The organism is Acidovorax lacteus, from assembly GCF_039540375.1.
Classification (GTDB): Bacteria; Pseudomonadota; Gammaproteobacteria; order Burkholderiales; family Burkholderiaceae_C; genus Acidovorax_G; species Acidovorax_G lacteus.
In genome coordinates, this window is sequence record NZ_BAABEX010000004.1 from 134,275 (window position 1) to 147,309 (window position 13,035).

Sequence of the window (13,035 nt, forward strand, 5' to 3'; positions counted from 1 at the left end):
GCATGCCCACGCTCGACGCCCTGGAGGTCTGGCTGCGCACCCGTTGCACCGGAGCGCTGCGCATCGACAGCCGCCAGGTGCAGCCTGGCGACGCCTTTGTGGCCTGGCCTGGTGCCGCTACCGATGGGCGCCATCACGTGGCCGACGCACTGGTGCGCGGTGCCAGCGCCAGTGTGGTCGAGCACGAGGGGGTGCAGGCCTTTGACTTCGGCGCGGCCGATGTGGTGTCTTTCGCCGGGCTCAAGGCGGCCACCGGCTGGCTGGCGGCGCGCTGGTGGGGGCAGCCGTCGGCCGCGCTCCACACCATGGCCGTCACGGGCACCAACGGCAAGACCAGCACCAGCTGGTGGCTGGCGCAGGCCTGGACCGCACTGGCCGACCGCGGCGTGTTGCCCGCAGGCGGATGCGCCGTTGTGGGCACGCTCGGGGTGGGCGTGCCGGGCCGTGTGACGCCGACAGGCCTGACCACACCCGACCCGGTGCGCCTGCAGCAATCGCTGCGCGGATTTGCAGACCAAGGGCTGCGGGCCTGCGCGATGGAGGCTTCGTCCATCGGGCTGGCCGAGGAGCGCATGGCGGGCCTGCAACTGCACACGGCACTGTTCACCAACTTCACGCAGGACCATCTCGACTACCACGGCAGCATGGCCGCCTACTGGGCCGCCAAGCGCCGCCTGTTCGACTGGCCTGGTCTGCGCGCAGCGGTGATCAACCGCGACGATCCGGCCGGGGCCGCCTTGATCGCCGCGTTGGCCGCGGCACCCCTGGATGTCTGGAGCATCTCGCTCCATGCGGGGGCGCGTCTGCAGGCCGACGACATTCGCACAGGACAGGGCGGGCTCGCCTTTGATGTGCTTGAGGCCGGGCAGCGTGTATGCCTGCAGTCCCGCGTGGTGGGGCGGTACAACGTGCTCAACCTGCTGGGCGTGATCGGTGCCCTGCGCGCAGCCGGCGTGCCGCTGGCAGATGCCGTGGCCGCCTGTGCGGATCTGGCACCTGTGCCTGGCCGCATGCAGAGTCTGGACCGTTCTGGCCAACCCTTGGTGGTGGTGGACTACGCCCATACGCCGGATGCGCTTTCGCAGGCCTTGGCGGCGCTGCGCCCCCAGGCGGCGGAGCGCGGCGGCGCGCTGTGCTGCGTGTTCGGTTGCGGCGGCGACCGCGACGCAGGCAAGCGCCCACTCATGGGCGCTGCGGCGCAGCAGGGTGCCGACCGGGTGATCGTCACCAGTGACAACCCCCGCAGCGAGGACCCGGCGGCCATCGTGCACCAGATTCTGCAGGGCACGATCGCCGGTACGACGGTGCAAGCCGAACTGGACCGTGCCGCCGCCATTGCGCGTGCGGTGCGCGAAGCCGGACCGCACGATGTGGTGCTGATCGCCGGCAAGGGCCATGAGGATTACCAGGAAATGGCCGGCGAGCGCCGTCCGTTTTCCGACTGGGAACATGCGCAGGCTGCTTTGAATGCGCGGGAGGAGGCGGCATGACCGCTGCGATGATGACCCTGGGCCAGGCGCACGCCTGGATCGCGCAGCGCATTCCGCCAGCGCAGTGTGTGGGCGAGCCTTCCACGCCACTGCTGCGCGTGCACACCGACACACGCTCTTTGCAGGCTGGCGACTTGTTCGTCGCCCTGCGCGGCGAACGTTTCGACGCCCACGACTTTTTGGCGCAGGCGGCCGCTGCGGGTGCGGTGGCGGCTGTGGCCGAACCAGGCCGCCTGCCTCCTGGCTTGCCTGGCATTGTGGTGCCCGATACTGGCCGGGCGCTGGGGGCGCTGGCTGCGGGCTGGCGTGCGCAGTTCCCACTGCCCCTCGTGGCCGTGACGGGCAGCAACGGCAAGACGACGGTCACGCAGATGATCGCCGCGATCTTGGCGGCCCACGCGGGCGAGCGTGCGTTTTCCACCCGCGGCAACCTCAACAACGCGGTGGGTGTTCCGCAGACCCTGTTGCGTCTGACGCCCGCGCACCGGATCGGGGTGGTGGAGCTCGGCATGAACCACCCGGGCGAGATCGCGGACCTGGCCGCCATCGCCCAGCCCACCGTGGCCCTGGTGAACAACGCGCAGCGCGAGCATCTCGAATTCATGCAAACCGTCGAGGCGGTAGCACGGGAGAACGGCTCTGTGCTCCGTGCCTTGCCGCCCGATGGCGTCGCCGTGTTTCCTGCGGACGATCCCTACACACCGCTGTGGCAGTCGCTCGCGGGCCAGCGCGAAGTCGTCACCTTCGGCGAGGGCGCTGCGGTGGGCTTGTCGCACGCTGCTGTCTGGGCCGATGGCGCCTGGCAGGTCAGCCTGCGGACGCCGACCGGCACCATTGCCACGAGCCTGGCCATTGCCGGGCGGCACAACGTGCGCAATGCGCTGGCCGCAGCAGCCTGCGCGCTGGCGGCGGGGGTTCCGCTGGAGGCCATCGCGCGCGGGCTGTCAGCGTTTCAGCCGGTGCAGGGGCGTTCCCGGGCGCTGTCGCTTGCCGTCCAGGGCCATGTGCTCAGCGTGGTGGATGACACCTACAACGCCAACCCCGATTCCGTGCGTGCGGCCATCGACGTACTGGCCGAGTTGCCAGGCCCGCGCCTGCTGGTGTTGGGCGACATGGGCGAGGTCGGCGATCAGGGGCCGGCCTTCCACCGCGAAGTGGGGGCGTACGCGCGCGAGCGCGGCATCGAGCACCTGCACTGCCTCGGCAGCCTGAGTGTCCACGCGGCCCACGCCTTTGGCGCGGGGGCACAGCATTGGCCCGACATGCACGCATTGCAGCAGGCTGTGTTGCAGCGCTTGACGGGCGTGGGCAGTGTGCTGGTCAAGGGCTCGCGTTTCATGCGGATGGAACAGGCCATCCACGCCATCGAGGCCGCCGCACGGCCCGGCGATCACCACCAGCAGGAGGGAACCCACCATGCCACGCACTGACGTGAAGTTTGCCGCGGTGCGGCCTTTCCACGCGGAGGTCGCATGCTGCTGATGCTGTCGCAGTGGCTGCAGGGCCTGTCGCCCGAGTTCGGCTTCTTCCGGGTCTTTCAGTACCTGACCTTCCGGGCGGTGATGGCCGCAATGACCGCCCTGCTCATCGGGCTGATCGCCGGGCCGCGTGTGATCCGCATGCTCACGTCGCTCAAGATCGGCCAGCCCATCCGCGGCTACGCGATGCAGAGCCACCTGTCCAAAAGCGGCACACCCACCATGGGTGGAGTCCTGATCCTGCTGTCGATTGCGATCTCAACCCTGTTGTGGTTTGACCTGTCCAACCGCTTTGTCTGGATCGTGCTCATTGTCACGCTGGGCTTTGGCGCGATCGGCTGGGTGGACGACTGGCGCAAGGTGGTCAACAAAGACCCTGAGGGTATGCGTTCTCGCGAGAAGTACTTCTGGCAGTCGGTGATCGGGCTGCTGGCAGCCCTGTATCTGGTATTCAGCATCTCCGAAAACTCCAACGAACGGGTATTGGAGCTGTTCATCACCTGGGTGCAGTCGGGCTTCGCGCTGGATCTGCCGCCCAAGGCTGGGCTGTTGGTGCCGTTCTTCAAAGAGATCAGCTACCCGCTGGGGGTGCTGGGCTTCGTGATCCTGACCTATCTGGTCATCGTGGGCTCGAGCAATGCGGTCAACCTCACCGACGGGCTGGACGGCTTGGCCATCATGCCGGTGGTGATGGTCGGTTCGGCACTGGGCGTGTTTGCCTACGTCACAGGCAGTGCGGTGTACTCCAAGTACCTGTTTTTCCCGTACATCCCGGGCACAGGCGAGCTGCTGATCTTCTGCTCGGCCATGGCCGGCGCCGGGCTGGCTTTTCTGTGGTTCAACACCCACCCGGCCCAGGTGTTCATGGGCGATGTGGGGGCGCTGGCGCTGGGGGCGGCGCTGGGCACCATCGCCGTGATCGTTCGCCAGGAGATTGTGCTGGCCATCATGGGCGGCATCTTCGTCGTCGAGGCCCTGTCCGTGATGCTGCAGGTGACCTGGTTCAAATACACCAAGCGCCGCTATGGGGAGGGGCGCCGCCTGCTCAAGATGGCGCCGCTGCACCACCATTTTGAAAAGAGCGGCTGGAAGGAAACCCAAGTGGTGGTCCGTTTCTGGATCATCACCATGCTGCTGTGCCTGGTGGGCCTGTCCACGCTGAAACTGCGATGAACACCCCGGAACAAACCCACGTGCCTGCGGCTGACAGCCCGGAGCAACCGACCGGACTCGCCATGAGCGCCGATGTCTTGGTGCCCGAGGTGGAGCCCGAGCCCAACAGTGCGCTATCTACCCCGGCCGACGAGGATGTGCCGCGGGCGTTGTCGGTCGAGTCAGCACCGCTGGAACCCGTGCGTCTCGCGGAGCCTGCGTATGAGCCTGGCTCCGCCGCACGCGCTGCCAAGGCGTTCGTGCACCAGATCTTTGCCGAAGTGGCGGCCCCGGATGCCGAGGCGGCTGACGATACGCCGGCCGATGCCGCAGCCCCATCTGTAGCCCCCGACGCCACGCTGGATCAAGCCCCGGTACCCGCCGGTTGGCCTGCAGGCGGTGAACCCCTGCCGCTGCAGGGGCGCAAAGTCCTGGTGCTCGGCCTGGGCGCTTCCGGGCTTGCGATGGCCCGCTGGTGCGTCCGTGCAGGCGCCGAGGTGACCGTGGCCGACACCCGCGAGGCACCGCCCCAGTTGGCCGTGCTGCAGGCCGCGTTGCCCGGCGTACGCTTTGTGGCGGGCGCTTTGACGGCGACGCTGATAGAAGGCCAAGGCTACGCTGCGGTGTACCGGTCTCCGGGTCTGTTGCCCGCCACGATTGCCCCGGTCTGGTCAGCGGCCCAGGCGCAGGGCCTTGTGACTGGCGGTGAACTGGATCTGTTTGCCCAGGCGCTGATCGCGCTGCGCACGGCGCATGGCTATGCGCCGGCCGTATTGGCCATCACCGGTACCAACGGCAAGACGACCGTGACCTCCCTGACCGCGCAACTGGTGGAGCACGCTGGGCGCAGCGTGGCGGTGGCCGGCAACATCGGGCCCACGCTGCTCGATACCCTGGCCGAGCGCATCGACGGCGACAGCCTTCCAGAGGCTTGGGTGCTGGAACTGTCGAGCTTTCAGCTCGATGGCGTCCGCGGCTTCGAGCCCACGGCCGCCACGGTGCTCAACCTCACGCAGGACCACCTGGACTGGCATGGCGACATGGCCGCCTACGGTATGGCCAAGTCACGCATCTTTGGTGGGTCGGGCCTGCTGGTGCTGAACCGCGACGACCCCGAGGTCATGCAGATGCTGCCGCCGCCCGTGCGCGTGAAGCTGCAGAAGCCGCAGCAGCGGCCGCATGTGACCTTTGGGGCCGACATGCCGCGGCGTCCGGGCGACTTTGGTATCGAGGTGGTCAGCGGCATGGCCTGGTTGGTACGTGCGCAGGAGGCGGACGAGACGCGCAAGCGCTCACGTGCCGCAGTGGACGAAGACGAGTTGCACGTGCAGCGACTCATGCCTGCCGATGCCCTGCGCATCCGAGGGCGTCACAACGCACTCAACGCCCTTGCGGCATTGGCTCTGGCCACGGCAGCGGGCTGCTCCCTGGCACCGATGCTCTATGGCCTGCGCGAATACCGCGGCGAGCCGCACCGTGTGGAGTCGGTGGCGGTGGTGCAGGACGTCGAGTACTTTGACGACAGCAAGGGCACCAACGTCGGTGCGACTGCGGCCGCATTGGCGGGCCTGGGGGCCGACCGTCGCCTGGTGGTGATTTTGGGGGGCGAGGGCAAGGGCCAGGACTTTTCGCCCCTGGCCACCCCGGTGGCCCGGTATGCGCGGGCGGTGCTGCTCATCGGCCGCGATGCGCCGCGCATTCGGGAAGCCCTGACAGGCACCGGCGTACCGATGCTGGACGCTCCCGACCTGCCCGAAGCCGTGCGCATGGCCGCCCAACGCGCCCATGCCGGTGATGCGGTGCTGCTGTCGCCCGCGTGCGCGAGTTTTGACATGTTCCGCGACTACGCCCACCGCGCCCAGGTGTTCTGCGACGCGGTGCGCGCGCTGGCGCTGGACGCCGGCCAGAGTCTGGAGGGCCAGTGATGGCTGTGCCTGGCGCCGCGATCATCGAACGCCTGCGTGGCTGGTGGCCTGCGCGTGGAGAAGCACCGGTGGACGTGCTGCCGGTGCGCGTGGGCGGTACCGAATACCGCCAATCCACAGCCACACCGGCCAGCGTGCTCGGTTTTGACCAGGCCTTGGTCTGGGTGGTGGTGGCCCTGCTTGCCTGGGGCTTGGTGATGGTGTACTCGGCATCGGTCGCGCTGCCGGACAACCCGCGTTTTGCCAACTACACCCCGACGCACTTCCTCACCCGCCATGCGATGTATCTGGTGATCGGGTTCGTGGCTGCGCTGCTGGCATTTCAGGTGCCCATGGCCACCTGGGAGCGAGTAGCGCCCTGGTTGTTCGTCCTGGCCCTGCTGCTCCTGGTGGCGGTGCTCATTCCGGGCATCGGCAAGGTGGTCAACGGTGCGCGCCGCTGGCTGTCCATCGGGCCCTTCGGCTTTCAGCCCTCCGAGGTCGCGAAATTCGCGGTGCTTGTGTACGCAGCCGACTACATGGTCCGCCGCATGGAAGTGAAAGAACGCTTCTTCCGCGCAGTGCTGCCGATCGGCGCTGCGGTGGGGGTGGTCGGCGTGCTTCTGCTGGCAGAACCCGACATGGGCGCGTTCATGGTGATCGCGGTCATTGCCATGGGCATCTTGTTCCTGGGCGGCGTGAACGCCCGCATGTTCTTCCTGATCGCGTTCATCCTCGTGCTCGCGTTTGCGGCGATGGTCTGGCTGTCGGATTGGCGGCGCGAGCGCATCTTTGCGTACCTGGATCCGTGGAGCGAGAAGCACGCACTGGGCAAGGGCTACCAGCTCTCGCATTCGCTGATTGCCATTGGCCGGGGCGAGATTTTTGGCGTGGGTCTTGGTGGCAGCGTTGAGAAGTTGCACTGGCTGCCCGAGGCGCACACCGACTTCCTGCTCGCCGTGATCGGCGAGGAGTTTGGCCTGGTCGGCGTCCTGACGCTGATCGTGATGTTTTTCTGGATGACGCGCCGCATCATGCACATTGGCCGTCAGGCCATCGCGCTCGACCGGGTGTTTGCTGGCCTCGTGGCCCAGGGCGTGGCCATCTGGATCGGCTTCCAGGCCTTCATCAACATGGGCGTGAACCTGGGCGCACTGCCCACCAAGGGCCTGACGCTGCCCCTGATGAGCTTCGGCGGCTCGGCCATCCTCATGAACCTCGTCGCCATCGCCGTCGTCCTGCGCGTGGACTATGAAAACAAACTCCTCATGCGCGGAGGCCGCGTATGAGGAGTTTGTTTGGGCAAAGCCAAGGCCTGCAGCGCGCCAGCGCTGCCGAATGCGCAGCATTCGATGCGCGGAGGCCGCGTATGAGGAGTTTGTTTGGGCAAAGCCAAGGCCTGCAGCGCGCCAGCGCTGCCGAATGCGCAGCATTCGCGCACGGAGGCGATGTATGAGCGGGCCAAAGACTGCGCTCATCATGGCCGGTGGCACAGGGGGGCATATCTTCCCGGGGCTGGCCGTGGCCCAGGCGCTGCGCGAACGCGGCTGGCGCGTGCACTGGCTGGGCACGCCCGGCTCGATGGAGTCGCGCCTGGTGCCGCCGCAAGGCTTCGCGTTCGAGGCCATTGATTTCTCGGGGGTGCGTGGCAAGGGTCCCATAACCCTGGCCCTTTTGCCCATGCGCCTGCTGCGGGCGTTTTGGCAGGCATGGCGCGTGGTGCGCCGGGTACGGCCCGACGTGGTGGTGGGTCTGGGGGGCTATGTGACCTTCCCTGGCGGGATGATGGCGGTGCTGGCTGGCGCGCCGTTGGTACTGCACGAGCAGAATTCCGTGGCTGGCATGGCCAACAAGGTGCTGAGCCATGTGGCAGACCGCGTGTTCACGGCGTTTCCCGGGGTGTTTCCCAAGGGGCAGTGGGTGGGCAATCCGCTGCGCGAGGGTTTTACGCGCCAGAGGCCTCCTGCCGAACGATTTGCCGGGCGCAGCGGGCCGATGCGTCTGCTGGTCGTGGGCGGAAGCCTGGGGGCCAAGGCCCTGAACGAGTTGGTGCCACAGGCGTTGGCGCAGATTCCGCCCGAGCGACGTCCGCAGGTGCTGCACCAGAGCGGCGCAGCCCAGATCGACGCCCTGCGAGCGAACTACGCTGCTGCGGGGGTCGAGGCCGAACTGGTCCCCTTTATCGACGACACCGCCACGGCCTTTGCCGAGGCCGACCTGATCGTGTGCCGCGCTGGGGCCAGCACCGTCACCGAGATCGCTGCTGTAGGCGCAGCGGCGCTGTTTGTGCCGTTTCCATCCGCGGTGGACGACCACCAGACCACCAACGCCCGCTTCCTGGTCGATGCGGGTGGCGGCTGGCTGGTGCAGCAGCGCGATTTGAGCGCTGCACAACTGGCGGAAATGCTACAAAAAACAGAGCGTGTCGTGCTTGTCGAAACAGCACAGAAGGCCCAAACCATGCAAAAGATTCACGCCACCCGTGAGGTGGTCCTGGCCTGTGAGGAACTGGCCGCACCATGAAGCACGCGATTCGCCACATCCATTTCGTCGGCCTGGGCGGTGCCGGCATGAGCGGCATTGCGGAGGTGCTGTTTAATCTCGGCTACCGCATCTCGGGCTCGGATCTGGCCGACAGCGCCACACTGCGCCGCCTTCAGGGCCTGGGCATCCGCACCACGGTGGGCCATGCGGCAGCGAACATCGACGGGGCCGATGCCGTGGTCACCTCGACGGCTGTGCAGGCCGACAACCCCGAGGTGCTGGCAGCGCGTGAGCGCAAGATTCCCGTGGTGCCGCGGGCGCTGATGCTGGCCGAGCTCATGCGCCTTAAGCAGGGCATTGCGATTGCGGGCACGCATGGCAAGACCACCACCACCAGCCTGGTCACCAGTGTGCTGGCCGAGGCCGGGCTGGACCCGACCTTCGTGATCGGCGGCCGCCTCAACAGCGCGGGAGCGAACGCCAAACTGGGCAGCGGCGACTACATCGTGGTCGAGGCCGACGAGTCGGACGCTTCCTTCCTGAACCTGCTTCCCGTGATGGCGGTGGTCACCAACATCGACGCCGACCACATGGAAACCTACGGGCACGACTTCGGTCGCCTCAAGGGCGCGTTCGTCGATTTCCTGCACCGCATGCCGTTCTACGGCACGGCCATCCTGTGCGTGGACAACCCCGCGGTGCGCGAGATCCTGCCGCAGGTGACCTGCCCGGTGACCAGCTACGGTTTCTCCGACGATGCCCAGGTGCGCGCCCTGAACGTACGCGCCGAGGCCGGCCGGATGCGCTTCACGGTGCAGCGCCGCAACGGCGTGACGCTGCCCGATCTGGAGGTGGAGCTGAACCTGGCGGGCGAGCACAACGTGCTGAATGCGCTGTCGGCCATCGCCGTGGCCGTGGAACTCAACATCCCTGATGAGGCCGTGCTGCGTGCGCTGGCGGGCTTCAAGGGCGTGGGTCGGCGCTTCCAGCGATACGGCGATTTGCCTGCAGCCGATGGCGGCCAGTTCACGCTGATCGACGACTACGGTCACCACCCGGTGGAAATGGCGGCCACGCTGGCCGCTGCGCGGGGCGCGTTTCCTGGGCGGCGGCTGGTGCTGGCCTTCCAGCCGCACCGTTACAGCCGCACGCGCGACTGTTTCGAGGATTTTGTAAAGGTGATCGGCCAGGCCGATGCCGTGCTGCTGACGGAGGTCTATGCCGCAGGCGAGGCGCCAGTGGTGGCGGCCGATGGCCGGTCGCTGGCGCGCGCGCTGCGCGTGGCGGGCAAGGTGGAGCCCGTGTTCGTGGACGAGATTGCCGCCCTTCCCGAGACGATTGCCAGCAACGCCCGCAGCGGCGATGTGGTGATGTGCATGGGCGCTGGATCGATCGGCGCTGTTCCGGCCAAGGTGGTCGAGATGCTACAAAATAGAGAGCTACAAGCACAGGCGGGGAAAGCACAATGACAGCATTGGAGACCAAGTTGGACGGTCGCTCCATGGGCAAGGTGGCCGTGCTCATGGGAGGTACGTCGGCCGAGCGGGAGGTGTCGCTCATGTCGGGTACGGGTGTGTTGCAGGCGTTGCGCACGCGCGGCGTGGACGCGCATGCCTTCGACCCCGCGCACCACGACCTGTCGGATCTGCGCCGCGACGGCTACCAACGCTGCTTCATCGCACTGCATGGCCGCCATGGCGAGGACGGCACCGTGCAGGGCGCGCTGGAACTGCTGGGCATTCCATACACCGGCTCTGGGGTGATGGCGTCGAGCGTGGCCATGGACAAGGTCATGACCAAGCGGCTGTGGATCGCCGAAGGTCTGCCCACGCCGCGTCATGTGTGGCTGGCACCGGATCGCCAGAGCCCTGGCGACGTGCGTGCCGTGCCGGCCGAGCTCGGCCTGCCGCTCATCGTGAAGCCGCCGCGCGAAGGGTCTTCGATCGGCGTGACCAAGGTGCGGGGGCAGTCTGAGATGCAGGACGCCGTGACCCTGTCGGCCCGCTACGACGCAGACGTGCTCTGCGAAGAATTCATCGACGGCGAAGAGGTGACCTGTGCCGTGCTGGGCGCTGGGCCTGGCGCACGCGCTTTGCCAGTGGTGCGCATCAACGCGCCCGATGGTGCCTATGACTACCAGCACAAGTACTTCACCGACGATGTGAAGTACCAGTGCCCAAGCGGCCTGCCAGCCGCTGAAGAGGCCGAAATCCAGCGCATTGTGCTCGCTGCATACCGTTCGCTGGGCTGCCGCGGCTGGGGCCGGGCCGACCTGATGATCCGTGCGAGCGACCGCAAGCCCTTTCTGCTGGAGATGAACACGTCCCCCGGCATGACCGGTCATTCGTTGGTGCCGATGTCAGCGCGTGCGGCGGGTATCAGCTACGAAGACCTGTGCCTGATGGTGCTGGCATCCGCCACGCTCGACACCCCCGCTGCAGGAGGCCGCGCCGCACCATGAGCGCCACGCTGCCCGCACCCCTGGACGTCAAGCTCATGAACTGGACCGCTTCGGTCCTGTTCGTGTGCTTTGGCGTGCTGGGGCTGTGGGCCGTGGCCTCCTGGGTGTTGCGCCATCCGGGTTTCGCCATTCAGCGCATCGTGGTCGAGGGTGATCTCACGCACAACAACACTGTGACGTTGCGCGCCAACGTGAGTCCGCAACTCGTGGGCAACTTCTTCACCATCAATCTCCAGGAAACGCGCGAGGCCTTCGAGGATGTGCCCTGGGTGCGGCGTGCGCAGGTCTGGCGCGAGTTTCCCGGGCGCCTGCGCGTGCAGCTCCAGGAGCACGAGACTGTGGCGCTTTGGGGGCCGGAAAGCGGCTCTTCCATGGTCAATCGCCAGGGCGAAGTCTTTGAAGCCAACGTCGGAGATGTCGAGCAGGACGGCCTGCCCCGGCTGAATGGCCCCGACGGGCGTTCGGCGGAGGTGCTGGCCATGTACCGCCGACTGGCGCCGGTGATGGGCGCACTGAAGCTCGATCTGGACGAGCTGACGCTCAACGCACGCGGCAGCTGGCGCGCAACCCTGGACAGCGGTGCCACGCTGGAGCTGGGAAGCGGCAGCGACGACGAGGTGGTGCTGCGCACCGAGCGCTTTGTGCGCACGCTCACGCAGGTGGCGGCCCATTACGGTCGCCGTGTGGATGCCTTGGAGTCTGCAGATCTTCGGCACCACGGTGGGTATGCATTGCGGCTGCGTGGCGTGACCACCGTCACGGCCGAGGCACTGAATCCGGCTGCGCGGCGCTGAGCCGCGCCACGAACCTGAACCAACAAGGCAGAGACACACAATGGCAAGAGAGTACAAGGACGTGGTGGTGGGGCTGGACATCGGCACGGCCAAGGTCATGGCGGTGGTGGCCGAGGTGCTTCCGCAGGGCGAACTCAAGCTCGCCGGTCTGGGCGTAGCGCCGAGCAACGGGCTCAAGCGCGGTGTAGTGGTGAACATCGACGCCACAGTGCAAAGCATCCAGCAGGCCCTCAAAGAGGCCGAGCTGATGGCCGATTGCAAGATCCAGCGCGTCTATACCGGTATCACGGGTAGCCACATCCGGGGGCTCAATTCGAGCGGCATGGTGGCCGTCAAGGACAAGGAAGTCACCTCGGCCGACGTGGCGCGGGTGGTCGAGACGGCCAAGGCCATCAATATCTCCAGCGACCAACGGCTGCTGCTGGTAGAGCCTCAGGAGTTCGTGATCGACGGCCAGGACGTGAAAGAGCCGATCGGCATGAGCGGCATCCGTCTCGAAGCCAAGATCCACATCGTCACCGGCGCCCAGAGTGCGGCCGAGAACATCATCAAGTGCGTACGCCGCTGCGGCCTGGAGGTCGAGCAACTGCTGCTGAACCCGCTCGCGTCCAGCCAGGCGGTGCTGACCGACGACGAGCGCGAACTGGGCGTGGCCGTCGTGGACATCGGTGCGGGCACCACCGATGTGGCGATCTTCACCGGCGGGGCAATCCGCCACACAGCTGTGATTCCGATTGCGGGCGATCTGATCACCAGCGATATCGCGATGGCACTGCGCACGCCCACCAAGGATGCCGAGGACATCAAGGTGGAAAGCGGCTTTGCCAAACAACTGCTGGCCGATCCGGAAAGCCAGGTCGAGGTGCCAGGCCTGGGCGACCGCAGCCCACGCATGATCAGCAAGCAGGCGCTTGCGGGGGTCATTGAGCCGCGCGTCGAGGAGATTTTCTCGCTCGTGCAACAGGTCATCCGTGAGTCTGGCTACGAAGAGGTGCTGTCGTCTGGCGTTGTGCTCACGGGGGGCAGCGCCGTGATGCCAGGCATGGTGGAGCTGGGCGAGGACATCTTCCTCAAGCCCGTGCGCCGCGGCATTCCCAAGTACTCCAGTGCGCTGGCCGACATGGTCGCCCAGCCCCGTGCCGCCACCGTGATGGGCCTGCTGGAAGAGGCCCGGCTGGCGCGCATGCGGGGTTTCAAGGTGGCGCAGAAGAGCGGCTCCATGAAAACCGCTTTCGGCCGCTTCAAGGATTTCATTGTGGGGAACTTCTGAGC

General features: G+C 67.0%; 10 protein-coding genes. All 10 read left to right on the plus strand.

Annotated elements, in window-relative coordinates; all coding sequences use genetic code 11:
- The first annotated feature begins 2 nt into the window (after positions 1-2).
- The 10 genes from ABD866_RS02685 (at position 3) to ftsA (ending at position 13,033) form a co-directional block, all read left to right on the plus strand.
- Positions 3-1,490 (plus strand): UDP-N-acetylmuramoyl-L-alanyl-D-glutamate--2,6-diaminopimelate ligase, encoded by a 1,488-nt coding sequence (locus tag ABD866_RS02685; protein ID WP_345061019.1) that lies wholly within the window; start codon positions 3-5, stop codon positions 1,488-1,490.
- Positions 1,491-1,498: 8 nt separating this feature from the next.
- Positions 1,499-2,920: a UDP-N-acetylmuramoyl-tripeptide--D-alanyl-D-alanine ligase gene (locus ABD866_RS02690; RefSeq protein WP_425549535.1), complete on the plus strand. Its 1,422-nt coding sequence runs from the start codon at positions 1,499-1,501 to the stop codon at positions 2,918-2,920.
- Between the two features lie 42 nt (positions 2,921-2,962).
- Complete coding sequence (gene mraY / locus ABD866_RS02695; protein ID WP_345060948.1) at positions 2,963-4,141, plus strand: phospho-N-acetylmuramoyl-pentapeptide-transferase; 1,179 nt, start codon at positions 2,963-2,965, stop codon at positions 4,139-4,141.
- Positions 4,138-6,045 carry a UDP-N-acetylmuramoyl-L-alanine--D-glutamate ligase gene (gene murD / locus ABD866_RS02700; protein ID WP_425549531.1) on the plus strand — a complete coding sequence of 636 codons (1,908 nt, stop codon included), beginning with the start codon at positions 4,138-4,140 and terminating at the stop codon, positions 6,043-6,045. The genes mraY and murD overlap by 4 nt, the downstream gene beginning before the upstream one ends.
- Positions 6,045-7,313, plus strand: coding sequence for a putative lipid II flippase FtsW (gene ftsW / locus ABD866_RS02705; RefSeq protein WP_345060950.1), 1,269 nt, complete (start codon positions 6,045-6,047; stop codon positions 7,311-7,313). The genes murD and ftsW overlap by 1 nt, the downstream gene beginning before the upstream one ends.
- A 163-nt stretch (positions 7,314-7,476) precedes the next feature.
- Positions 7,477-8,547, plus strand: coding sequence for an undecaprenyldiphospho-muramoylpentapeptide beta-N-acetylglucosaminyltransferase (murG, locus tag ABD866_RS02710; RefSeq protein WP_345060951.1), 1,071 nt, complete (start codon positions 7,477-7,479; stop codon positions 8,545-8,547).
- On the plus strand, positions 8,544-9,977 hold the full coding sequence (gene murC, locus ABD866_RS02715) for a UDP-N-acetylmuramate--L-alanine ligase (RefSeq protein ID WP_345060952.1): 1,434 nt from the start codon (positions 8,544-8,546) through the stop codon (positions 9,975-9,977). Before murG ends, murC begins: the two co-directional genes overlap by 4 nt.
- Positions 9,978-10,009: 32 nt before the next feature.
- Positions 10,010-10,969, plus strand: a complete 960-nt coding sequence (locus ABD866_RS02720) for a D-alanine--D-alanine ligase (RefSeq protein WP_425549536.1) — start codon at positions 10,010-10,012, stop codon at positions 10,967-10,969.
- On the plus strand, positions 10,966-11,763 hold the full coding sequence (locus tag ABD866_RS02725; RefSeq protein ID WP_345060954.1) for a cell division protein FtsQ/DivIB: 798 nt from the start codon (positions 10,966-10,968) through the stop codon (positions 11,761-11,763). Before ABD866_RS02720 ends, ABD866_RS02725 begins: the two co-directional genes overlap by 4 nt.
- A 40-nt stretch (positions 11,764-11,803) precedes the next feature.
- Positions 11,804-13,033: a cell division protein FtsA gene (ftsA, locus tag ABD866_RS02730; protein WP_345060955.1), complete on the plus strand. Its 1,230-nt coding sequence runs from the start codon at positions 11,804-11,806 to the stop codon at positions 13,031-13,033.
- The last annotated feature ends 2 nt before the right edge of the window (positions 13,034-13,035 follow it).

Coding starts and splice junctions, on each gene's coding strand:
- ABD866_RS02685 (WP_345061019.1), top strand. CDS start 3: ATGCCCACGCTCGACGCCCTGGAGGTCTGGCTGCGCACCCGTTGCACC.
- murD (WP_425549531.1), top strand. CDS start 4,138: ATGAACACCCCGGAACAAACCCACGTGCCTGCGGCTGACAGCCCGGAG.
- ftsA (WP_345060955.1), top strand. CDS start 11,804: ATGGCAAGAGAGTACAAGGACGTGGTGGTGGGGCTGGACATCGGCACG.
- murG (WP_345060951.1), top strand. CDS start 7,477: ATGAGCGGGCCAAAGACTGCGCTCATCATGGCCGGTGGCACAGGGGGG.
- ABD866_RS02720 (WP_425549536.1), top strand. CDS start 10,010: ATGGGCAAGGTGGCCGTGCTCATGGGAGGTACGTCGGCCGAGCGGGAG.
- ABD866_RS02725 (WP_345060954.1), top strand. CDS start 10,966: ATGAGCGCCACGCTGCCCGCACCCCTGGACGTCAAGCTCATGAACTGG.
- murC (WP_345060952.1), top strand. CDS start 8,544: ATGAAGCACGCGATTCGCCACATCCATTTCGTCGGCCTGGGCGGTGCC.
- ftsW (WP_345060950.1), top strand. CDS start 6,045: ATGGCTGTGCCTGGCGCCGCGATCATCGAACGCCTGCGTGGCTGGTGG.
- ABD866_RS02690 (WP_425549535.1), top strand. CDS start 1,499: ATGATGACCCTGGGCCAGGCGCACGCCTGGATCGCGCAGCGCATTCCG.
- mraY (WP_345060948.1), top strand. CDS start 2,963: ATGCTGCTGATGCTGTCGCAGTGGCTGCAGGGCCTGTCGCCCGAGTTC.